The sequence below is a fragment of the Nocardioides sp. LHG3406-4 genome (genome assembly GCF_049897745.1).
Classification (GTDB): Bacteria; Actinomycetota; Actinomycetes; order Propionibacteriales; family Nocardioidaceae; genus Nocardioides.
This window is the reverse complement of record NZ_JAFCWV010000006.1, coordinates 164677-187399: the sequence shown is the minus strand read 5'-3', so window position 1 is coordinate 187399 and position 22723 is coordinate 164677. Positions and strand designations below refer to the sequence as shown.

The window sequence follows — 22723 nt, the reverse complement described above, 5'->3', positions numbered from 1 at the left end:
CGCTCGCGGGTCGGGCACAATGACCCGGTGCGCGAGCGAGAGGTCGAGGACGAGGCCCACGACCAGCCTCCCCGGCGCGTGATCGTGCTGGCCGGGCCGTCCGGCGCCGGCAAGTCGAGGCTCGCCGAGCGCACCGGGCTGCCGGTCCTGCGCCTCGACGACTTCTACAAGGACGGCGACGACCCGACCCTCCCCCACATCCACGGCGGCGCGATCGCCGGCATGGTCGACTGGGACCACCCCGACTCGTGGCTGCCCGATGACGCGATGGTCGCGATCGAGGCGCTGTGCCGCGACGGCGTGACGAAGGTGCCGGTCTACGACATCGCGCGCAACGGCCGGCACGGCGTGCACACCCTCGAGCTGGGCGCGGCCCAGTGCTTCGTCGCCGAGGGCATCTTCGCCGCGGAGATCGTGCCGGCCTGCGCCGAGCGCGGCATCCTCGCCGCGGCGTACTGCGTGCGGCAGCACCCGCTCGTCACCTTCTGGCGACGCCTGACGCGCGACCTGCGTGAGCACCGCAAGCCCCCGCTCGTGCTGCTGCGGCGCGGCCTGGCCCTGCTGCGTGACCAGCGGCGCGTCGTCGACCACGCCGTCTCGCTCGGCGCCCGGCCGGTGACCCCCGAGCAGGCGTACGCGGAGATCAGCGGGCTCCTGCGGTGAGCGTCCCGGGCCCGGGGGCCGCCCGACTGCTGCGGCATCATCCGCGGCAGCCCGACCAGCGCTCGTGCGGCGCTGCCGTCCTGGTGGTGGCCGAGGCTCTGAGCAACGATGCGTACGCGGGTTGGCTGGCCGACGATGCCGGCGTCCGCTTCCCCGCCGCGGTGCTCGCGATGCACCGGCGCACGACCGGTCCCGTCGACGCCGCCGGTCGGATCCAGGCGCCGTGGACCCGCCTGCTGGGCACCCCGCCGTGGGCCGTCGACCGGCAGCTCACCGCCCGTCGTGCTCGTCCGCACGCCAGCCGCCTCGTGCTCCCCTGGTCCCGGCGCCGGGCGCTCGCGGCGATCCGTACGGCGGCCGCGCACGACGCCGTACCCCTGTACGTCGGGAGCGTGCTCCCGCGGCACGTGGTGCTGGTGCTCGACGCCGGCCTCACGACGTACGACCCCGCCACCGGTCGCACGCGCACCATCGACCCGGACGAGTTCGTGGCCGCCCGGATCGGCGCCGTCGCCTGGCCGGTCCCGTGGCTCTACGTCAGCCCGGCCGCACGGTGAGCCGGTCGGCCGACCATTGCGTCTGCCCGGCCACGACACGACACTGAGTCCGTGACGCCGGTCATCGTCAGTGCCGGCCGGCCCGCGTCGCGGCCTGCGAGGAGGGTCGCGCGTGGACTGCTGCTGGTGGTGCTGTGCCTGGGGGTGACGGTCGGAATGCTGTGGGCCCTGCAACGTCAGGTGATCTTCCGCCCCGACGCCACCCAGGTGCCACCGGCCGCCCAGGTCGTGCCCGGTGCCCGCGACGTCTCGCTGCACACGGCGGACGGTCTCGAGCTGGGTGCCTGGTTCGTGCCTGCCGCTGGCGGCGACGACACCGGGCTGGCGGTCCTGCTCGCACCTGGCAACGGAGGCAATCGAGCGGGCCGGGCACAGCTGGCCGAGAGGCTGAGCCGACGAGGGATGGCCGTGTTGCTGATGGACTACCGCGGGTACGGCGGCAACCCGGGCAGGCCCAGCGAGGAGGGCCTCGCCGCCGACGCGACGGCTGCCGCGCAGGCTCTGGAGGAGCTCGGCTACCCGGCGGCCCGCACGATCTACTTCGGGGAGTCCCTGGGCACCGGGGTGGTGGCGGCGCTGCAGCAGGAGCGGCCACCGGCGGGCGTGGTCCTTCGGTCTCCCTTCACCGATCTGGCCGACCTCGGGTCACACCACTACCCGTGGCTTCCGGTGCGAGCCCTGCTGCGTGACAGGTTCCCGGTCCTGGAGCACCTCTCCTCGAGCGACGTCCCGGTGACGGTGATCTACGGCGACCAGGACACGGTGGTTCCGTCCGCGCTCAGCGCACAGGTGGCAGACGGCGTCGCATCCCTTGCCGAGCGAGTGGTGATCACGGGTGCCGACCACAACGATCCCGTGATGTTCGGAGCCGTGGTGGCCGACGCCGTGGGGCGACTGGCCGGGCGGGTCGGCTGAGGCCGACCGGTCCGTGGGCGGCGGCGATCCCGCGCAGGCGACTGCGGCAGGATGTCGCCATGACTGCTTACTGGATCAGCATCTACCGGGAGATTCTCGACGAGTCGAAGCTCGCCGCCTACGCCGAGCTTGCCGGCCCTGCCCTCACCGGGGCTGGTGGCACGTTCGTGGCCCGGGGCATGCCCGAGCAGACCTACGAGGCGGGCGAGTCGGCCCGGACGGTGATCATCCGGTTCGAGTCGACCGAGGCCGCCCGGGACGCCTACGACAGCCCCGCCTACCAGGAGGCGCTCGCCGCTCTCGACGGCGGCGCCGTGCGTGACATCCGCATCGTGCCCGGGGTGGAGTGACGGTCCCGGTCCCCGGGGCGGCGGCCGCGGCGCTCAGCCCGCGCTGAGCGCGGCGTACTCCGGCTTGATGATCCGGTCGATGATGTCGAGGCGCTCGTCGAAGGGCAGGAACGCCGACTTCATCGCGTTGATCGTGAACCAGCGCAGGTCGTCGAGCGAGTAGTCGAAGGCCTCCACCAGCGACACCATCTCGTCGGTCATCGACGTTCGGCTCATCAGCCGGTTGTCGGTGTTGACGGTGACCCGGAAGCGCAACCGCGTCAGCAACCCGATCGGGTGCTCGGCGATCGACGTCGCCGCGCCGGTCTGCACGTTGGAGGCCGGGCACATCTCCAGCGGGATCCGCATGTCCCGGACGTACGCCGCCAGCCGACCGAGGGTCACCGAGCCGTCGTCGGCGACGGTGATGTCGTCGACGATGCGCACGCCGTGGCCGAGCCGGTCGGCGCCGCACCACTGGATCGCCTCCCAGATCGACGGGAGCCCGAACGCCTCGCCGGCGTGGATGGTGAAGTGGGAGTTCTCGCGCTGCAGGTACTCGAACGCGTCGAGGTGCCTCGTCGGCGGGTACCCCGCCTCCGCGCCCGCGATGTCGAACCCGGCGACACCGCGGTCGCGCCACGTGACGGCCAGCTCGGCGATCTCCATCGACCGGGCCTGGTGGCGCATCGCGGTGAGCAGCTGGCGGACGACGATCCGGCCACCGGCAGCCGCCACGGCCTCGTCGAAGCCTTCCTGCACCGCGGCGACCACCTCGTCGAGGGTCAGCCCGTCCTCCACGTGCTGCTCCGGCGCGTAGCGGACCTCGGCGTAGACGACGCCGTCGGCGACCAGGTCCTCGACGCACTCACGCGCCACCCGGGTGATGGCCGGGCCGTTCTGCATCACGGCGACCGTGTGGTCGAACGTCTCGAGGTAGCGCACCAGGCTGCCGCTGTCCGCAGACTCGGCGAACCAGCGGCCCAGCTCGTCGGCGGTGCCGGCCGGCAGCTCGTGGCCGGCGTCGCCCGCCAGGTCGAGGATGGTCTGCGGGCGCAGGCCGCCGTCGAGGTGGTCGTGCAGCAGGACCTTGGGGGCCGCGCGGACCTGGTCGCGGGTCGGGCTCGTCATGGCAGCCATCCAACCATCCGGTCGATCACCCGATCGGCCTGGCGAGCAGAGCGCGCAGCGCCTGCACCGTCACGTCCGGCGCCTGGCTGTGCACCCAGTGGCCCACGCCCTTGACGCGCACCAGCCGCATCGCCGGGAAGAGCTTCCGCATCTGCACGGCGTCATCGGGCTTGATGTACTGCGAGTCGGCACCCGCCAGCCACAGCACCGGCCCGGGGTACGGCGCCAGCTCGGCGGCCGCGGCCGGGAAGTCCGCGATCCGGGATTCGTGCCCGCGCGCCGCGTCGGCCGAGAACAGCCCGACGTTCGACTGCCAGCGCCACTCGTCGCCCTCGCGGCGCAGGTTCTGCAGCAGGAACGCGCGGACACCCGGGTCGGGATCCGCGCCGGCGAACCTCTCCTCGGCATCACCGCGGTCGGCCAGCTCGTCGAGGGGCAGCTCCTCCATGGCGCGGATGTAGCCGTCGAACCGGGAGAGGTCGCCGTAGTCCTTCGGGGCGATGTCCACGACCGCCAGCCGGCCGACGAGGTCGGGGTGCGCCAGCGCGAGCATCATCGCGACCTTGCCGCCCAGGGAGTGGCCCACGACGGTCCAGCGGTCGTCGCCTCCGGCCTCGCGGAGCTCGGCCGCGACCCGGTCGGCGTACGCCGCGAAGGAGAACTCCGTGCTCCAGGGCGATCGCCCGTGGTCCGGCAGGTCCACCAGCAGCGCGCGGGCGTCGGTCCCGTCGGGGCCGACGAGCGCCTTGGCGATCTGGGCCCAGTTGCGGCCCTGCCCGAAGAGGCCGTGCAGGAAGGCGACACGCGGACCCGACGAACCCAGCGACAGGGTGTGCAGTCGGGATTCGGTAGGTTCGGCGCCGGACGTCATGGCGTCATCCTCGCAGCCGCACCACGGGAGTTCTCATGCGCGTGTTCACCAGTCTCGACGAGATCGCGGCCGCCGCGGGAGAGCCCCTGGGCACCAGTGACTGGCTCACCATCGACCAGGAACGGGTCGACCTCTTCGCGGACGCGACGGGCGACCACCAGTGGATCCACGTCGACGAGGAGCGCTCGGCCGCCGGGCCGTTCGGCGGCACCGTCGCGCACGGCTACCTCACCCTCGCGCTGCTCCCCATGCTGGGCGCGCAGATCTTCACGCTCGAGACCCCCGGCGCCAGGCTCAACTACGGCGTCAACAAGGTCCGCTTCCCGCACCCGGTGCCCGTCGGCTCTCGCGTGCGGGCCCACGTTCGGATCGGGAAGGTCGCCGACGTGGCTGCCGGCACGCAGCTGACACTGCGCTGGTCGATCGAGATCGAGGGCGTCGACAAGCCGGCGTGCGTCGCCGAGACCGTGGTGCTGATGCTGCCATGAGCGCCGGGCGATTCATCGTGTACGGCGCCGGCGCCGTCGGCGGTGTGCTGGGCGCCCGCCTCGCCCTGGCGGCGCACGACGTCGCGCTGGTGGCCCGGGGCGCGCACCTCGCGGCGATCCGCGCCGACGGCCTCACGCTCCGCTCGGCCGAGGGCGACCAGGTGGTCCGGCTGCCTGCGTCTGACACGGTCGCCGACCTGTCACCCGACGCCAGCACGGTCGTGCTGCTGACGGTGAAGGGTCACCAGACGGCCGCTGCGCTCGACGACCTGGCGGAGCACGTGCCCCAGGACGCCACCATCGTGTGCGTCCAGAACGGCGTCGCCAACGAGACGGCCTGCCTGCGCCGGTTCCCGCACGTCCTGGCCGTCACCGTCATGATGCCGACCACCCACCTCGAGCCCGGCGTCGTGGTGCAGGACAGCTCGCCCGTGCCAGGGATCCTCGACGTCGGCCGCTTCCCGGGCGGGCACGACTCGCGTTGCGAGGCCGTGTCCGCGGCGTTCCGGGCCGCCGGCTTCGAGTCCGTAGTACGCGACGACGCGATGGCCTGGAAGCACCGCAAGCTGCTGATGAACCTCGGCAACGCCGCCGAGGCCTGCTGCGCCCCCGGGGACGATGCCGACGAGCTGGTCGCCCTCATGCGCGCCGAGGGCGAGCGGGTGTTCGCCGCCGCCGGTGTGCCCGTGGTCAACCAGACGGTCGACATCGCGCGGCGGGGCACGCTGCTGAACCACGGACCGGCGGCCGGCCGCACCGGCGGCTCCACTTGGCAGAGTCTCGCGCGGGGGCAGGGCTCGGTGGAGACCGACTACCTCAACGGCGAGATCGCTCTGCTCGGCCGCCTCCACGGCGTACCCACTCCCGCGAACGACCTGATCCGCGTGGTCATGGCCGAGCAGCTCCGAAACGGTGCGGAGCCCGGGCTCCTGCCCGCCGGCGAGCTGCTCGCGCGGCTGTAGCCCTCGATCGTGGCAGCTCACCCCTCACCACGTCGGTTGACCAACCGTTCGACCAAAACGCTCCATGACCGAACGGTTGATCAACCACGAAGGCTCACCTGATGGGCTCACCTGTGCGGAGCAGGGCTCGGAGAGGCGCGGCGGTAGCCGCGTCGGTTGACCAACCGTTCGACCAAGACGCTCCATGATCGAACGCTTGATCAACCACGAAGTCTCACCTGATGCGGAGCAGGGCTCGGAGAGCGCGGCTGTAGCCCTCGATAGGGGAGCTCACCCCTCACCACGTCGGTTGACCAACCGTTCGACCGCGACGCTCCATGACCGAGCGGTTGACCAACCACGAAGGCCCACCTGATGGGCTCACCTGATGCGGAGCAGGGCTCGGAGAGGCGCGGAAGACCGCAAAGGCCCTCCGACCGCGTCAGGAGATCCGGTCCAGGATCAGTGGGAGCGGTTCGAAGGCGGCATCCGGCTCGATGTCGTAGCCGCCTTCCAGAGAGCCCAGCGCCCGGTCGAAGCGGTCGGCCTCGTCGGTGAGCAGCGTGAACAGCGGGTCACCCTCGCGCACCGTGTCGCCCGGCCGCGCGTGCCAGACCACCCCGGCGCCGGCCTGCACCGGGTCCTCCTTGCGCGCCCGGCCGGCGCCGAGGCGCCAAGCGGCCAGCCCGACCGCCATCGCGTCGAGGCGAGTGAGTACGCCGGAGGTCGACGCGGTCATGACGTGCGACTCGCGTGCCGTCGGCAGCGCGGCGTCGGGGTCGCCGCCCTGGGCGCGGATCATGTCCTTCCAGACGTCCATCGCCCGACCCGAGCCCAGCACCTCGGCTGGGTCGACGTCGGTGATCCCCGCGCCGGCCAGCATCTCGGTGGCCAGGGCGACGGTGAGCTCGACCACGTCGGCGGGGCCCCCGCCGGCGAGGACATCCACCGACTCGGCCACCTCGATCGCGTTGCCGGCGGCCAGCCCCAGCGGCGTGGACATGTCGGTGATCAGCGCGACCGTGTGCACGCCGGCGTCGGTGCCGAGCTCGACCATCGTCGCGGCCAGCTCGCGGGCCCGCGCCAGGTCCTTCATGAACGCCCCGGTGCCGACCTTCACGTCCAGCACCAGCGCACCGGTGCCCTCGGCGATCTTCTTGCTCATGATCGACGAGGCGATCAGCGGGATCGCCTCCACGGTGCCGGTCACGTCGCGCAACGCGTAGAGCTTCTTGTCCGCCGGCGCCAGCCCGTCACCGGCCGCGCAGATCACCGCACCGACCGACTCCAGCTGGGCGAACATCTCCTCGTTCGACAGCGCCGCCCGCCAGCCCGGGATCGACTCGAGTTTGTCCAGTGTGCCACCGGTGTGGCCCAGTCCCCGACCCGACAGCTGGGGCACCGCGACTCCGCACGCCGCCACCAGCGGCGCCAAGGGCAGGGTGATCTTGTCGCCGACCCCGCCGGTGGAGTGCTTGTCGGCCGTCGGCCGCGACAGGCGCGAGAAGTCCATCCGCTCCCCCGAGGCGATCATCGCGGCGGTCCACCGGGCGATCTCGCGCCGGTCCATCCCGTTGAGCAGGATCGCCATCGCCAGCGCCGACATCTGCTCGTCGGCGACCTCACCGCGCGTGTACGCGCCGACCACCCAGTCGATCTGGCTGTCGCTCAGCTCGGCCTTGTCGCGCTTGGTGCCGATCACCTCGACGGCGTCGTGGGCAGCCACAGTTCACACTTCCTTCAGGTCATCGGGCCCGAACGCGTCGGGCAGCACCTCGGCCATGCTGCGCACGCCCGAGACGGTCATCAGCTGCAGGTCTCGCCCGCCGTTCTCGAAGAGCAGCTGCCGGCAGCGGCCGCACGGCATGATCACCTCGCCCGCACCGTTCACGCACACGAAGTGGGTCAGCCGCCCGCCCCCGGTGGCGTGCAGCTGCGAGACGAGCCCGCACTCGGCGCAGAGCGTCACGCCGTACGCCGCGTTCTCGACGTTGCAGCCCACCAGCAGGCGGCTCGCACCATCAGGACCCTCGGCCAGCGCGGCGGCGCCCACGTGGAACCTGCTGTACGGCGCGTAGGCGCGCGCTGAGATCTCGGTCGCTGCAGCGCGCAGCGCCTCCCAGTCGACGTCGGCAGTGCCCATGGTCAGCTCTTCACGTACGGCTCGCCGTCGGCCGCCGGCGGGCGGACCCGGCCGACGAAGCCGGCCACGGCGATGATCGTGGCGAGGTAGGGCGACGCACGCAGCAGCTCCGGCGGGATCTTGCCGAGGAACGACAGCTGGGTTTGCAGCGTCCACACGAAGCCGAAGAACAACGCCGACAACGACGCGTAGACGGGGTGCCAGCGACCCATGATGACCGCCGCGAGGGCGATGAAGCCGTTGCCGGCCGAGGCGTTGTTGTCGAACGAGCCCGTGGAGCCCACGGTGAAGTAGGCGCCTCCGAGGCCGGCGAACACACCCCCGAACAGCACCGCCTGCCAGCGGATCCGGTTGACCTTGATGCCGACGGTGTCGGCCGCCTTCGGGTGCTCGCCGACCGAGCGGGCCCGGAGGCCCCAGCGGGTCTGGAAGAGCATGAAGGTGACCAGCACGACCGAGACGTACATCAGGTAGGCCAGCAGCGTCTGGTTGAACAGCGTCGGCCCGATCACCGGGATCTCGGAGAGCCCCGGGATCGAGATGGGCGCGAGGATCACGGGCTCGTTGAGGTAGCCCTTGATGTCTGGGTCGTTGGGGATCTGGCTGAGCAGGAAGCTCGTCAGACCTGTCGCCAGGGCGATCAGCACGACGCCGAGGACGACCTGGTTGACGTGGTAGCGCAACGCGAAGACCGCCAGCAGCGCGGCGATGGCGACCCCTGCCAGGACGCCGCCGACCAGGCCCATCTCGGCGCTGTAGAACAGGCTGGAGAAGACCGACGCGAAGAACGCCGCGGTGAGGAACTGGCCCTCGATGGCGATGTTGATGACGCCCGCGCGCTCGCAGAGGCAGCCGGCGAGCGCGCCGAAGATCAGGGGGGTGGCCAGCCGGATCGTGCCCGGCAGCGGGTTGGCGAAGACGAGGTTCCCGGCCCCGGCCTGGTCGGCGTACTGCCAGGCGATGAACCCGGCGAAGAACGCGATGCCGACGACGATGCCGGCGACCGCGCCCCACACGCCGCGCGGGATCCGCCCGAGCGCCGCCAGTGCGAGCCCGACGACGGCGACGACGAAGGAGACCCAGGCGACGGCTTGGCCGTTGACCTCGTTGCCGGTGTTCTCGGCGGTGCGGGCGCCCAGGAGGTACTTGACCGTCGGGTTGTCGATGTCGAGCGCGAACCACAGGAGCAGGGCCGCGATGATCGCGAACACCACGACCAGCTTGACCTGCCGTCGTACGTCGGCTCGGTCGCGCACGTCGACGACGTCGTCCTGGCTGACCACCGCGGTGCTCACTGGTCTTCTCCGTTCGCTCGCTGTTCGAGCGGAGCCTCACGGCCAACTCCCGGGTTCATGCCGCCCCGCTCTCTCGCCGCGCTCACGAGCCCCAACCCTTCGCCATGACCGCCGACCCGCCGTCGGTCTTCTTCATCCGTGCGATGCCCTGGACGAGCGCCGGTGCCGCCACGAACAGCACGATCAGCGCCTGCAGGACCTCGGTGAGCTCCTTGGGCGTGGACGCGGCGCTCGCCTGCATCGCCACGCCGCCGACGCTCAGGGCGCCGAACAGCAGGCCGGCGAGCACGGTCCCGAGCGGGGTGGCCCGGCCGAGCAGCGCGACGGTGATGGCGTCGAAGCCGATGCTGCCGGCCATCGTCGGGCTCAGGGAGTCGTGGTGGCCGAGCACGCCCATGGTGGCCGCGAGGCCGGCCAGGCCACCGGCGATCACCATGGCCGCGGTGTAGACGTGGGGCACGTTCATGCCGGCGGTGCGGGAGGCATCCGCGTTGGCGCCGACCGCGCGCAGCTCGAAGCCGAGCTTGCTGCGGTCGAGGATCCACCAGACGAGGATCGCCGCCAGGAGCGCGACGATGACGCCGAGGTGGAGGTTGCCGATCTCGGGGAACGTGGCCGAGCTGTCGGGCGGCGGCGAGAGGGTGTTGTCGCTGTTGGGCCGCTGGAAGGCGTCCTTGCTCAGCGCGTAGAGCAGCAGCGCCCCGGCGAGGTAGTTGAGCATGATCGTGGTGATCACCTCGTGCGCGCCGGTGCGGGCCTTCAGCACACCCGCGATCGCGCCCCACAGGGCGCCGCCCGCGATGCCCGCGACCAGGGCCACCAGCAGGTGCAGGCCCGGCGGCAGGTCCCAGGTGAAGCCGACGTAGCCGGCAGCGAGGGCTCCGACGAGGAGCTGGCCCTGCGCACCGATGTTGAAGAGGCCGGCACGGAAGGCCAGCGTCACGCCGAGCCCGGCGCAGATCAGCGGGGCGGAGCGCACCAGCGTGGTGCCGACGGCGCCGGGGCTGCCGACCGACCCGTGCACGAGCGCGGCGTACGACGACCAGATGGCGCTGCCGGCCTCGCGGAAGAAGTCCTGCGGGTAGGAGAAGATGTAGGGCAGGGTCTCGATCACCTCGCGCGAGCTGAACACGATCAGCAGCGCGCCGATGACCAGGGCCATCGCGACGGCCACCAGGGTGGTCTTCACGGTGGGCAGCCAGGTCGCCCCGGGACGGGCGTCCCGTGGCGCGGCGGGCCCGGCGGCCGGCTCGGTGGCGACCCGCTTGTCGGCGGGTGCGTCGGCGTCCGGCGGCGGCTGCTGGGCCGGGGGCTTGTCGTCGCTCATGCGCTGGCCGCCTCGTCGGCGTCGTGGGCTCCGGCCATCATCAGGCCAATGTCCTCTCGTGCGATGTCGGGCGAGACCGTGCCGACGATGCGGCCGTCGTACATCACTGCGATCCGGTCTGACAGCGCGAAGATCTCGTCGAGCTCGGTCGACACGATGATCACCGCGGTGCCCTTGTCGCGCTCGGAGATGATGCGCTTGTGGATGAACTCGATCGAGCCGACGTCGACACCACGCGTCGGCTGTGACGCGATCAGCACCTTGAGGGGACGTGAGAACTCCCGCGCCACCACCACCTTCTGCTGGTTGCCACCGGAGAGCGACGAGACCGGGGCCTCCATCGACTCGGTGCGGATGTCGAACTCCTCGATGCGGTGCCGGGCGTTCTTCTCGATCTCGTCGAGCCGCAGCGCCGGGCCGTGCGAGAACTCGTCGTTGCGGTACAGGTCGAGCACGAGGTTCTCGCGGACGCTGAACGCACCGACGTACCCGTCGTGGGAGCGGTCCTCGGGGATGTACCCGATGCCGGCCTCCAGGCTCTCCCGCGGCCCGTGCCTGCTGATGTCCTTGCCGTCCAGCTCGATGACGCCGGCGTCGGGCCTCATCACCCCGAGCAGCGACTTGATGAGCTCGGTCTGGCCGTTGCCCTGCACCCCGGCGATCCCGAGCACCTCGCCGGCGCGTGCCTCGAACGACACGTCCTTGACGACCTGGACGCCGCGGGCGTCGACGACGGTCAGCCCGGAGGCGGAGAGTACGACGTCGCCCGGGGAGGCCTCGGGCTTGTCGACCTTGAGCTTCACCGAGCGGCCGACCATCATCTCGGCCAGCTCGGCCTCGGAGGCGGTGGGCGGAGCGGTCCCGACGACCTTGCCGCGCCGGATGACGCTGATCTTGTCGCCGACCGCCTTCACCTCGCGCAGCTTGTGGGTGATGAAGATGATGGAGGTGCCCTGGCTCTTGAGCTCGCGCATGATGTCCATGAGCTCGTCGATCTCCTGCGGCGTCAGCACGGCTGTCGGCTCGTCGAGGATGAGCACCTTCGCCTCGTTGGCCAGCGCCTTGATGATCTCGACCCGCTGCTGCACGCCGACGGGGATCTCCTCGACCAGCGCGTTGGGATCGACCGCCAGGCTGTACTTCTCCGACAGGTTGCGCACCAGGTCGGCGGCCGCGGCACGGTTGAGCACGCCGAGGGCCCGGGTCTGCTCGCGGCCCAGCATGACGTTCTCGGCGACGGTGAACACCGGGACCAGCATGAAGTGCTGGTGGACCATGCCGATGCCGGCCGCGATGGCGTCGCCCGGCGAGGCGAACGTGACCGGCTCGCCGTCGATGAGGATCTCGCCCTCGGTCGGGTCGAGGAGCCCGTAGAGCATGTTCATCAGCGTGGACTTGCCCGCGCCGTTCTCCCCGAGCAGGCAGTGGATCTCACCCGGCTCGATGGTGAGGTCGATGGCGTCGTTCGCCGTGAACGAGCCGAACCGCTTGGTCAGGCCGCGGATCTCGAGTTGCATGGCTCCCCTGACGGTTGCTTGGGGTGGAGGAACTGGTCGCTGTCGGGTCACCGGGAGGGCCCCGGCCGAGACTAGCGGCACCCAGACGCGAAAGCCGGGACGGGGAACCTCCCCCGCCCCGGCCTTCCCAGGCGTTCGTGCTGGTCAGGCTGGTGTCAGCCGACCTTGAGGGACCCGTCGACGATCTGCGACTTGAGGTCCTCGATCTGCGACTTCACGTCGTCGGAGATGTCGCCCTCGGCCTCGTGGTACGGCGCCAGGCTGACGCCGCCGTTCTCGAGCGTGCCGTTGAACAGCTCGTTGGAGAAGCTGCCGTCGACGGAGGCCTTGATGGCTTCCTCGACCGCGACGTCCATGCCCTTGACGACCGAGGTCAGCAGCACGTCGCAGTACTCCTCGGCCGAGACGCAGCCGTCGGTGTCGACCCAGATGCCCTTGACCCCGGCGTCCTTGACGGCCTGCAGGCCGCCGAGACCGGCCGGACCGGCGACCGGCATGATCACGTCGGCACCCTGCTGGATCATGCCCTCGGCGATCGACTGGCCCTTCGACTTGTCGTCGAAGCCGCCGACGAACGAGCCGTCCTTGCCGTCCCAGCCGACGACCTCGACAGCACCGTCGTTGTCCTCGTTGAACTTCTCGACGCCCTGCTTGAAGCCCTCCATGAAGATGGAGACGGTCGGGATGTTGAGGCCACCGAAGGTGCCCACCACTCCGGACTCGGACTGGGCAGCGGCGAGGTAGCCCGCGAGGTAGGCCGGCTGAGCCGTGTCGAAGACGAGGCCCTTGAGGTTCTTGGCGGGCTTCTCGTAGGCGAAGTCGACGATGGAGAAGTCGATCTCGGGGTTCTTCTTGGCGGCCGCCTCGGTGGCGTCACCGAGGAGGAAGCCGACCGTGGTGATGGAGTTGCAGCCCTGGCTGACCAGCGCGTCGATGTTGTCGGCGTACTCGGAGTCAGAGTTGGACTCCACCTCGCCGGTCTGGACGCCCAGGTCCTGCTCTGCCTTGAGCAGGCCGGCGTAGGACGTCTGGTTGAACGACTTGTCGTCGAAGCCACCGGAGTCGGACACCATGCAGGCCTTGAAGTCGATGCTCTCCGCTGCCGGCGAGCTGCTCTCGGCGGTCGACGGGCTGTCGTTCTCCGATGCCTCGTCGGAGGGACGCTCGCCACAACCGGCGAGGGTGAGTGCAGCGATGCTGATCACGGCTGCGATACGGGCCGTCTTCTTCACGGCGCCTCCTGATCTCTGTTCTATCGTGAGAGCGCCACCGCGGCGCACGTCGCGCACAATGTAGTACCCGGTGAGCCGGATCACGTAGTGACTTGGCCAACCGTTATCTCACAGTGACCCGCGGGTAGCGGGTCAGGCTGTCAGAGAGACGACGGCGGCCTCGGCCAGCACCCGGGCTCCGATGGCAGTCGCGCGCTCGTCGATGCGCAGGTTGCCCTGGTGGAGGTCGAAGGTCGGCCCGCCCGGGGTGCGAGTGCCGAGCCGGCCCATCGCACCGGGCACCCGGTCGAGGTACCAGCCGAAGTCCTCGCCCCCGAGGCTCTGGGTCGTGGGCACGTGACCGGGCACGCCGAGCACGGACTCGACGGCGGTGGCGAGCACCTTGGTCTGCTGCGGCCCGTTGACCACGGGGGGCACTCCGCGCTGGTAGGTGATCTCCGCCGTCACGCCGTACGGCGCGATGATGTGCCCGACGAGGCTCCGGATGGTGCGCTCGGCATCGGCCCAGGCGACCGCGTCGAGCATCCGGACGGTGCCGGCGACCTCGCCTGTTCCGGGGATGACGTTGTGGGCGGAGCCGGCGCGGACCCGGCCCCACACGACGCTGACGCCGGCCCGGGGATCGAGGCGGCGCGAGAGGATCGCGGGCAGCTCGGTGATCACCTTGCCAAGCGCGAACGTGAGGTCCTCGGTGAGGTGCGGGCGCGAGGTGTGGCCGCCACTGCCGGAGAGGCGCACCGACAGCGCGTCGGCCGCGCCGGTGAGCGGCCCGACCCGGAGCCCCACCTGGCCGACGTCGAGCGTCGGGTCGCAGTGCAGGCCGTAGATGTGGTCGACGTCGTCGAGGCCGCCGGCGCCCATGACGTGCAGGGCACCGCCGGGCATGACCTCCTCCGCGGGCTGGAAGAGCAGCCGCACCCGGCCGGACAGCAGGCCGGCACGCTCCACCTCGGCGAGCGCCAGGCCGGCACCCACCAGCGCGGCCGTGTGCACGTCGTGGCCGCAGGCGTGGGCGACACCGGGCACCGTACTGGCCCACGGGTCCTGGGTGAGGTCGTCAACGGGCAGTGCGTCGAGGTCGGCGCGCAGCGCGACCAGGCCCTCGCCCGTGCCCAGGTCGGCGATCACGCCGCCGCCGTCGAGCCGCCGGACCACCCAACCGGTGCCGTCCAGGTGGCCGACCACCTGGTCGCAGGTGCGGGTCTCGGCCCACGACAGCTCGGGGTGGGCGTGGAGATCGCGGCGCAGCTCGCTCAGCTCGTCGGCGTACTTGTCGACGAGCTCGGTGATGACGCTCGAGGCGTCCCGGGGGTGGTGCTGAAGTTGTGCGGACATTGGTTCCTAGGTTAAGGCCTCGTCTCACCGAGCGGACGAGGAGTACGAAGTGCGGACTCAGCCGCCTCCGAACCGGCCCCTTCCTTGTAACGCGCAGTTGATGACACTGGCGCGCCCGTGCACCCCCGCACCAGTGTCATTGACTACGCGTTACATGTGGGTCGGGGCGCTCGTCGTACGCCGCGAGGATGCGGTCGGCGGCCGCGGGCGCGGCGAGCTCGCCGGAGAGCACGGCGGCCCGGACCTCCTGGCGTACCCGCGCGACGTTGGCCGAGCGCCGCAGCCGCTGGTCGAGCTCGTCGCGCACCAGCGCCCAGGTGAACTCCAGCTGCTGCTCGGCCCGCTTCCGCGCCAGACCGTCAGCCGACAGGTGGTGGCGGTGGTCCAGGACCCGCTGCCAGACCTCGTCGACGCCGGCGCCGGTCAGGCCGGAGCAGGTGACGACCGTGGGGGCCCATTCGCCCTTGCCGTGCACGAGTCGCAGCGCCCCGGACAGCTCACGGGCTGCCGAGCGGGCCTCGCCCTCCCTGTCGGCACCGCCGACGTCGTCCGCCTTGTTCACCGCGATGACGTCGGCGATCTCCAGGATGCCCTTCTTGATGCCCTGCAGCTGGTCACCGGTGCGGGCCAGGGTGAGGAAGAGGAAGGTGTCGACCATCCCGGCGACGGTGACCTCCGACTGGCCGACGCCGACGGTCTCGACCAGCACCACGTCGTACGCCGCCGCCTCGAGCACCGCCATCGCCTGCGCCGTGGCCCGGGCCACCCCGCCGAGGGTGCCGGCGGCCGGCGAGGGCCGGACGAACGCCTCGGGGTCGACGGCCAGCCTCGCCATTCGCGTCTTGTCGCCGAGCACTGACCCGCCCGTGCGGACGCTGGAGGGGTCGACAGCCAGCACGCCGACCCGGTGCCCCTGCGCGGTGAGGTGGGTGCCGAGCGACTCGATGAACGTGGACTTGCCGACGCCGGGCACGCCGGAGATGCCCACCCTGACGGAGTCGTGCCGGTCCAACTTCGCGAGCAGGTCCCTCGCCAGCGCCCGGTGCTCGGGCTTCGACGACTCCACGAGGGTGATCGCGCGTGAGATCGCGGCCCGGTTGCGCTCGCGCACGCCGGCGGCGAGCTCGGCGGGATCGACCTGGGCGCGCGCCATCACCGGTCGCCCGTCACGTGTGGTCGGACAGCTTCGCGAGCAGGTCGAGCGCCGAGTCGGCGATGACCGTGCCGGGCAGGAACACGGCCGCGGCACCCATCTCCTTGAGCGTCGGCACGTCGTCGGGAGGGATCACCCCGCCGATGACGACCATGATGTCGGGCCGCCCCTGGTCGGCGAGCGCCTGCCTGAGCGCGGGCAGCAGGGTCAGGTGCCCTGCCGCGAGGCTGGAGACGCCGACGATGTGCACGTCGGCGTCGACCGCTTGCTGGGCGACCTCCTCGGGCGTCGAGAAGAGCGGCCCCACGTCGACGTCGAAGCCGAGGTCGGCGAACGCCGTCACCACGACCTTCTGCCCGCGGTCGTGGCCGTCCTGGCCCATCTTGGCGACCAGGATGCGGGGGCGGCGACCCTCCTCCTCCTCGAACCTCGCGGTGGCGTCGAGGACCTCCTGGACGCGGGCGCTGCCGGCGCCGGCGCGGGACTCGTCGCGGTACACGCCGCTGATCGTACGGATCGTGGCCTGGTGGCGGCCGTAGACCTTCTCCAGGGCGTCGGAGATCTCGCCTACCGTCGCCTTCGCGCGCGCCGCGTCGACGGCCAGCGCCAGCAGGTTGCCGTCGAGGCTACCCTTGCTCGCGCCGCGGTCGGCGGAGGCGGTGAGCGCATCGAGGGTACGACGCACCTCGTCGTCGTCGCGCTCGGCGCGCAGCCGCTCCAGCTTGGCCAGCTGCTGCCGGTAGACGTCGTCGTTGTCGACCCGCAGGACGTCGAGTTTGTCCTCCTCGGCCAGCCGGTAGGTGTTGACGCCGATCACGGCCTGCGCACCGGAGTCGATGCGGGCCTGGGTGCGGGCGGCGGCCTCCTCGATGCGCATCTTCGGGATGCCCTGCTCGATGGCCTTCGCCATCCCGCCGGCGGCCTCCGCCTCGACGATGTGGCCCCAGGCGCGCTCGGCGAGGTCGTGGGTCAGCCGCTCGACGTAGTAGCTGCCGGCCCACGGGTCGATGACCTCGGTGGTGCGGCTCTCCTGCTGGAGCAGCAGCTGAGTGTTGCGTGCGATCCGGGCGCTGAAGTCGGTCGGCAGCGCGATCGCCTCGTCGAGCGCGTTGGTGTGGAGGCTCTGGGTGTGACCCTGGGTGGCCGCCATCGCCTCGATGCACGTGCGCTGCACGTTGTTGAAGACGTCCTGCGCGGTGAGCGACCAGCCGCTGGTCTGGCAGTGCGTGCGCAGGCTCAGCGACTTGGGGTTCTGCGGGTCGAACTGGCGCACCAGCCGCGCCCACAGCGCCCGGGCCGCGCGCATCTTGGCGACCTCCATGAAGAAGTTCATCCCGACCGCCCAGAAGAAGCTCAGTCGGGGCGCGAAGTGGTCGATGTCGAGGCCGGCGGCCAGGCCTGCGCGGAGGTACTCCACGCCGTCGGCCAGCGTGTAGGCGAGCTCGAGATCGGCCGTCGCACCGGCCTCCTGGATGTGGTAGCCGGAGATGGAGATGGAGTTGAAGCGCGGCATCCTCTCGGCGGTGAAGGCGAAGATGTCGCTGATGATGCGCATGCTCGGCAGCGGCGGGTAGATGTAGGTGTTGCGGACCATGAACTCCTTGAGGATGTCGTTCTGGATGGTCCCCGTCAGCTGCTCCGGCTTCACCCCCTGCTCCTCGGCGGCCGCGATGTAGAGCGCCATCACGGGCAGCACGGCGCCGTTCATCGTCATCGACACCGACATCTCGTCGAGCGGGATCCCGTCGAAGAGCGTCCGGGTGTCGTAGATCGAGTCGATCGCCACCCCGGCCATCCCCACGTCACCACGCACGCGCGGGTGGTCGGAGTCGTAGCCGCGATGGGTGGCCAGGTCGAACGCGACGCTGAGCCCCTTCTGGCCGGCCGCCAGGTTGCGCCGGTAGAACGCGTTGGACTCCTCGGCGGTCGAGAAGCCGGCGTACTGCCTGATCGTCCACGGCTGGGTGGTGTACATCGTCGGGTAGGGGCCGCGCAGGAACGGGCTCAGGCCGGGCCAGGTGTCGAGCGCGTCGAGTCCCTCGAGGTGCTCGGGGCCGTAGACCGGGAGGATGTCGATCCCCTCGGGGCTCGCCCACTCGGTCCCGTCGGTTGAGGCGCGAGCGGAGCGAGCCTCGAAACCAGGGCCGCCCTCGGCCACGAGGGGCTGGTCCCCGAAGCTCTCCGGAATGCTCATGCCAGCTTCTCCCTCGTCGTGGCCAGGAAGGCCAGCGCGTCCACGCCGACCGCGCAGGAGTCGTCGGCGCCGACGTCGGCCCTGCCGGCGACGATGACCCACCCGGCGCCGGCCTCGCGCAACGCCTGCACCGCCTGCGCGCCCCACTCGGCGTACGCCGTGTCGGTGCCGGCCAGGCAGACGACCGGCTGTCCGGCGTACGCCGCGACCAGGTCGTCGGGGCCGGCGGCGGCGCCGGCCGGGTCGACGGCGACGCCGCCCGCAGCCAGGAGGTTGGCGGCGAAGGTCGCGCGCGCCGTGTGCTGGGCGACCGTGCCCATCGTCGCCAGGAAGACGCGAGCAGCAGGCGGCTCCTCGCGGAGCGCCTCGAAGGCCGCGCCATAGCGGCGTACGGCGGGAGGGACGGGGTACGGCGCCCGCTCGGGCCGCGTCTCACCCAGGTGGGGGAACTCGCTGAGCCCCGTGATCGGCCGCGTGCGATGGGCGATCTGCGCGTCGCGGGCGGCCGCCACCTCCGCGATGCGGGAGTCCAATCCGGCCGGGCCGTCGCGCTCGATGCGTCCCAGCTCGGCCCAGGCGGCGTGCGCGAGGTCGTCGGTCAGCTTCTCCACGGCGTAGGCCCCGCCCGCCGGGTCGGCTACGTGGGCGACGTGGGACTCGCTCATCAGCAGGCTCGAGGTGTTGCGGGCGATGCGCCGGCCGAAGGCGTCGGGCACGCCGAGCGGGGAGTCGAAGGGCAGCACCGTCACCGCGTCGGCGCCGGCGACGCCCGCAGCGAAGGCGGCGACGGTGGTGCGCAGCATGTTGACCCACGGGTCGAACGCGCTCATCATCGGCCGGCTCGTCACGACGTGCTGGCGCTGATGGGTGCGGTCGGAGCCCGACAGCTCGGCGACGCGGGCCCACAGCCGGCGGGCGGTGCGCAGCTTGGCGATCGTGGGGAACTGCTCGTCGGTCGCGGCGTAGCGGAACTCGATGAGCCCGAGTGCGTCGTGGATGGCGATGCCGGCCGCGGTCAGGGTGCGCAGCGCCCCGATGCCGGCGGCGAGCGACCAGCCCAGCTCCTGCACGTCGGAGGCGCCCCGGTCATGGACGAGAGTGCCGTCGACCACGACCGCCAGCGTGCCGGCTTCGAGGGCCAGGCCGGCCACGGCCACGAGCTGGTCGTCGTCCCACGGGGCGCCGAGGTTGGTGCCCTCCGCCGGGGTGGCGCCACCCAGCACGCCGAGGAACGCGCGCGCTGCGGCGAGGGTGTCCCCGTGCCCGTCGAGCACGACCGGTGCCAGGTCGAGGAGCACGCCGTCGAGCAGGCCGGGCAGGTCGACTCCCTCGACCCGGTCGAGCCACAGCGAGGTCACGCCCTGGTCGAGGTCGACGAGGATCGCCTCGTTGGTGGCCTCCTCGGCCACGACCGTGACGTGCGACCGGATGTCCCAGTCGCCCGCGCGGGTGGGGCGACCGGCCGTGGTCGCCTGCTCGGCCAGCTCTCGGGTGCCGATGGGAGGCACGTCGATGCCGTCGAGGGTGGTCCGGGCCAGCCGGTCCCAGACCAGCTCGTCGGGATCGTCGGCGCCGAGCCGGCGGGCCTTGCGGAGCACCGCAGCCGCCGCCCTCTCCCAGTCGGCCACCGTCGCGTCGTCATCAGGGGATGCCAGGGTGAGCGAGCCCTGCTCAGGCTCGAACTCCTCCGGCTCCGTGAGGCCACTCATGCTGCGAACAATAGGCAGCGGTCTCCGCGACGACCACCGAGTGTGACGTTTTCGGCGCATCACCCGACCGCTCCGGTCCGTCCTGGCACGGGGAGCGGTGGACGAAGCCGTGAACCCGGACCACGACATCGGGGAACATCACCACGTGAGCACTCCCGCAGCGGCCCCGCAGCCCGACCGCACCGACGCCCAGGTCGTCGCGGCGTCCCTGCACGACCCGGCCGAGTTCGCACACGTCTACGACCGGCACGCTCCCGACGTACACCGCTACCTGCTGCGCCGTCTGGGCGCCGACGTGGCCGAGGACCTCACCGCCGACACGTTCGTGATCGCCTTCCGCTCGCGGGCCCGCTTCGACCACACCCGGGGCAGCGCTCGGCCCTGGCTCTACGGCATCGCCAGCAACGTGGCCGCCAAGCACCGGCGCAGCGAGGTGCGGGGCCTCCGTGCCTTCGCACGCACGGGCATCGACCCGATCGCCCACTCGTGGGTCGAGCAGGCCGACCAGCGGGTGGCTGCCCAGGCGCTGAACCGGCCGCTGGCCCTCGCGCTCGCCGAGCTCTCGGCCGGCGACCGCGACGTGCTGCTGCTCGTGGCGTGGGCCGACCTCTCCTACGCCGAGGTGGCCTCGGCCCTCGGCCTCCCGGTCGGGACCGTGCGGTCCCGGCTCAACCGCGCCCGCCGCAAGGTCCGTGAGGCACTGCCCGGACCGCCGGCGGGCGACCCCGATGACGCGCGCGACACCATCCGATCGACCAGTCAGGAGACCCACCATGGATGAGCTGACCCTCGTGCGCGAGCTTCGCGCCGACGCACCCGCCGCCGCGCCGAGCGGCGCCCGCGACGTACTCCTCGCCGAGCTGCGACCACCCCGTCGCTCCCGAGCCCGCTGGCTGGTCTCGGCCGCGGCCGTGCTCGCCCTCGGCGCGGGCGGCCTCGTGGCCCTGCAGACCGGACCCGGTGCATCGCCCAGCGCGGCAGCCGTGCTCCAGCGGGCCGCGGCTGTCGTCGCCGACGACGTAGTGGAGCGGCCCCGCGACGACCAGTGGGTCTTCGAGACGATGTACGGCGGAGCCACCGTCGGAGAGCCCTTCGAGATGATCCCGGGCGAGGCATGGACCCGGTTCGACGGCACCCAGTTCGCCGGCGGCCCGTCCGACCGACCGGGCAAGCTCCTCGTCCAGGACCTCGTGGACGACCCCGAGATCCCCACCCCCGAGGAGTGGTACGACGGCGCGGCCGCCCTGCCCGCCGAGCCCGCGGCGCTGCTCGCCGCTCTCCGTGACGGCGACCTTGCCGACGCGAAGGGCCCCACCGAGGCGGCCCGCGACTTCGACGCCGTCGTCGAGACCCTGGGCCAGCCCCTCCTGCCGGCGCAGGCCCGGGCGAACCTGTTCCGGGCGCTGGCGACCATCCATGGCGTCGGGATCGACGAGGACGCCCGACCCGACCTCCTCGACCGTCCGGTGCTGTCCGTGACGTTCGACGGGGTCCCCGACGTGACCGGCATCGAGTCCCGGCGCGAGATGCTCCTGGACCCGCACACCTACGCCTACGTCGGCACCCGCGTGACCGCGCTCGAGGCGGGCCACATCGGCGCGGCTGGTGACCCCGGCTTCGACCTCACCCCGGGCGAGACCTGGTACGAGTCCACGGTCCTCCCCGCGGCCGTCGTCGACCGTCCCGGCCAGCGCCCCTGACGCCATCGAGGAGGCCGGCCCACGGGGGTGCCGGCCTCCTCGATGCCTGTTCGGCCGACCGGCCTGGTGTTCATCGTGGGGTCGACCGCAGTCCGCGCCGCGTTGGTGATGGCGTCCGATGCTTGCCGCATGACGCCACGTCGGATCGCGCTGGTGACCGAGTCCTTCTATCCCGCCGTCGACGGCACCACCACGACGCTCAAGAACGTCGCCGACCACCTCGTCGACACCGGCCACGAGCTGATGATCGTCGCGTCGGGACCCGGACTGGCGACGTACCGCTCCATGCCGGTAGTCCGGGTCGCGACCACCCACGCCGGCGCCCACGTGCGTGCCGCGCTGACGACCTTCGAGCCCGACCTGGTTCACGTCCTGAGCCCGGGGCGCATCGGCCGGCGCGCCCTCGAGCACGCCCGGCGCCTGGGTGTCCCGAGGCTGGCCGTGCAGCACTCCCCCGTCTCGGCCGCCGCGGCGGAGCGCTGGCTCCGCCAGGTGGTCGCGCGCGCCGACCGCGTCGTCGTGACGAGCCCGTGGATGGCCGACCGGATGGGCATCCTGGGCGTCGACGCCCTCGTCTGGCAGCCCGGCGTCGACCCGGCCGCGTTCTCGCCGAGCCTGCGCGACGAATGGCTGCACGCGAAGTGGGCTCGGGCGAGGTCGAGCTCCGGCCCGCGCGTGGTCGTGGGCTACGCGGGGAGCCTGCACAAGCGACACGGCGTACGACGCCTCGCGGAGCTGGCCGGCGTCCCGGGCATCCGTCTGGTGGTCATCGGCGACGGACCCCAGCGATCGTGGCTCGAGGCCCGGCTGCCCGGCGCGAAGTTCACCGGGACCCTCCCCACGGGCGAGCTCGCGACCGCCCTGGCCTCGCTCGACGTGCTGGTCCACCCCGGCACCGACGAGACCTGCTGCCACGTCCACCGTGAGGCGGCCGCGTCGGGCATCCCGGTCGTCGCGCCGCGGTCGGGGGGCGCGCTGGGCCTCGTCCGACCCCTCGAGACCGGCCTGACCTACGACCCGGCCGACCCGCGTGCCCTGCGTCGCGCCGTGGAGTCCGTGGCCGCCGACCCGCAGCGTCACCTGCTCGGCACCCGCGGCCGCGAGCTCGCGTCCGCCCGCACCTGGGTGGAGGCCTGCGCGGCACTCGACGCGATCCACGAGGACCTGCTCGCCACGAGTCGCCCGCCAGCGCGGTACGCCGCTGCCACCGGGTGACACCGGCG

The 22723-nt window shown here is 71.9% G+C and carries 21 protein-coding genes; 9 read left to right on the top strand and 12 right to left on the bottom strand.

The genetic code is table 11. The features are described from left to right. Positions 1-27 precede the first annotated feature (27 nt). From ACP7BP_RS19485 to ACP7BP_RS19470, 4 genes are read left to right on the top strand one after another with little or no spacing between them, the layout of a single operon-like run. Entirely contained in the window at positions 28-663 is a 636-nt protein-coding gene (locus ACP7BP_RS19485) for an ATP-binding protein (protein ID WP_426247067.1), read from the top strand. Beyond that, positions 660-1220, top strand: a complete 561-nt coding sequence (locus tag ACP7BP_RS19480; protein WP_426247065.1) for a hypothetical protein — start codon at positions 660-662, stop codon at positions 1218-1220. The genes ACP7BP_RS19485 and ACP7BP_RS19480 overlap by 4 nt, the downstream gene beginning before the upstream one ends. A 51-nt stretch (positions 1221-1271) precedes the next feature. Next, complete coding sequence (locus tag ACP7BP_RS19475; RefSeq protein ID WP_426247063.1) at positions 1272-2135, top strand: alpha/beta hydrolase; 864 nt, start codon at positions 1272-1274, stop codon at positions 2133-2135. A gap of 59 nt (positions 2136-2194) precedes the next feature. Beyond that, positions 2195-2485, top strand: coding sequence for a DUF1330 domain-containing protein (locus tag ACP7BP_RS19470; RefSeq protein ID WP_426247062.1), 291 nt, complete (start codon positions 2195-2197; stop codon positions 2483-2485). 33 nt (positions 2486-2518) lie between these two features. Here ACP7BP_RS19470 and ACP7BP_RS19465 read toward each other — a convergent pair whose 3' ends face one another. Next, on the bottom strand, positions 2519-3595 hold the full coding sequence (locus ACP7BP_RS19465; protein WP_426247060.1) for an adenosine deaminase: 1077 nt from the start codon (positions 3593-3595) through the stop codon (positions 2519-2521). Positions 3596-3620: 25 nt separating this feature from the next. Next, positions 3621-4466 (bottom strand): alpha/beta fold hydrolase, encoded by an 846-nt coding sequence (locus tag ACP7BP_RS19460; protein ID WP_426247059.1) that lies wholly within the window; start codon positions 4464-4466, stop codon positions 3621-3623. Positions 4467-4501: 35 nt separating this feature from the next. On the opposite strand from ACP7BP_RS19460, the gene ACP7BP_RS19455 reads away from it, so the two are divergent. Further along, positions 4502-4954, top strand: coding sequence for a MaoC family dehydratase (locus ACP7BP_RS19455; RefSeq protein WP_426247057.1), 453 nt, complete (start codon positions 4502-4504; stop codon positions 4952-4954). Then, positions 4951-5916, top strand: a complete 966-nt coding sequence (locus ACP7BP_RS19450; RefSeq protein ID WP_426247056.1) for a ketopantoate reductase family protein — start codon at positions 4951-4953, stop codon at positions 5914-5916. The genes ACP7BP_RS19455 and ACP7BP_RS19450 overlap by 4 nt, the downstream gene beginning before the upstream one ends. 421 nt (positions 5917-6337) lie before the next feature. Here the strand turns inward: ACP7BP_RS19450 and ACP7BP_RS19445 are convergent, their stop codons facing one another. From ACP7BP_RS19445 to ACP7BP_RS19400, 10 genes are all read right to left on the bottom strand, one after another. Continuing rightward, complete coding sequence (locus ACP7BP_RS19445; RefSeq protein ID WP_426247054.1) at positions 6338-7621, bottom strand: thymidine phosphorylase; 1284 nt, start codon at positions 7619-7621, stop codon at positions 6338-6340. Between the two features lie 3 nt (positions 7622-7624). Further along, positions 7625-8038: a cytidine deaminase gene (locus ACP7BP_RS19440; protein WP_426247052.1), complete on the bottom strand. Its 414-nt coding sequence runs from the start codon at positions 8036-8038 to the stop codon at positions 7625-7627. A gap of 2 nt (positions 8039-8040) precedes the next feature. Beyond that, complete coding sequence (locus tag ACP7BP_RS19435; RefSeq protein ID WP_426247050.1) at positions 8041-9333, bottom strand: ABC transporter permease; 1293 nt, start codon at positions 9331-9333, stop codon at positions 8041-8043. Positions 9334-9415: 82 nt separating this feature from the next. Continuing rightward, a complete protein-coding gene (locus ACP7BP_RS19430; protein ID WP_426247048.1) occupies positions 9416-10660 on the bottom strand; it encodes an ABC transporter permease in 1245 nt (414 codons plus the stop codon). Beyond that, positions 10657-12228 (bottom strand): ABC transporter ATP-binding protein, encoded by a 1572-nt coding sequence (locus ACP7BP_RS19425; protein ID WP_426247047.1) that lies wholly within the window; start codon positions 12226-12228, stop codon positions 10657-10659. Before ACP7BP_RS19425 ends, ACP7BP_RS19430 begins: the two co-directional genes overlap by 4 nt. Positions 12229-12332: 104 nt before the next feature. Then, entirely contained in the window at positions 12333-13409 is a 1077-nt protein-coding gene (locus ACP7BP_RS19420; protein ID WP_426247045.1) for a BMP family lipoprotein, read from the bottom strand. Positions 13410-13541: 132 nt separating this feature from the next. Continuing rightward, entirely contained in the window at positions 13542-14744 is a 1203-nt protein-coding gene (locus ACP7BP_RS19415; RefSeq protein ID WP_426247043.1) for an amidohydrolase, read from the bottom strand. Between the two features lie 136 nt (positions 14745-14880). Beyond that, positions 14881-15897 carry a methylmalonyl Co-A mutase-associated GTPase MeaB gene (gene meaB, locus ACP7BP_RS19410; protein WP_426247041.1) on the bottom strand — a complete coding sequence of 339 codons (1017 nt, stop codon included), beginning with the start codon at positions 15895-15897 and terminating at the stop codon, positions 14881-14883. Positions 15898-15910: 13 nt separating this feature from the next. Further along, positions 15911-18091, bottom strand: coding sequence for a methylmalonyl-CoA mutase (gene scpA, locus ACP7BP_RS19405; RefSeq protein ID WP_426247039.1), 2181 nt, complete (start codon positions 18089-18091; stop codon positions 15911-15913). Then, the gene (locus ACP7BP_RS19400; protein WP_426247038.1) at positions 18088-19800 is read right to left on the bottom strand and encodes a methylmalonyl-CoA mutase family protein; all 1713 of its coding nucleotides are present in this window, start codon (positions 19798-19800) and stop codon (positions 18088-18090) included. Before ACP7BP_RS19400 ends, scpA begins: the two co-directional genes overlap by 4 nt. A gap of 145 nt (positions 19801-19945) precedes the next feature. Here ACP7BP_RS19400 and ACP7BP_RS19395 point away from each other — a divergent pair, with 145 nt between their 5' ends. The 3 genes from ACP7BP_RS19395 (at position 19946) to ACP7BP_RS19385 (ending at position 22715) form a co-directional block, all read left to right on the top strand. After that, complete coding sequence (locus ACP7BP_RS19395; RefSeq protein ID WP_426247036.1) at positions 19946-20581, top strand: RNA polymerase sigma factor; 636 nt, start codon at positions 19946-19948, stop codon at positions 20579-20581. Then, positions 20574-21500 carry a CU044_5270 family protein gene (locus ACP7BP_RS19390; protein ID WP_426247035.1) on the top strand — a complete coding sequence of 309 codons (927 nt, stop codon included), beginning with the start codon at positions 20574-20576 and terminating at the stop codon, positions 21498-21500. The genes ACP7BP_RS19395 and ACP7BP_RS19390 overlap by 8 nt, the downstream gene beginning before the upstream one ends. A gap of 129 nt (positions 21501-21629) precedes the next feature. Further along, positions 21630-22715, top strand: a complete 1086-nt coding sequence (locus ACP7BP_RS19385; protein ID WP_426247034.1) for a glycosyltransferase — start codon at positions 21630-21632, stop codon at positions 22713-22715. Positions 22716-22723 lie beyond the last annotated feature (8 nt).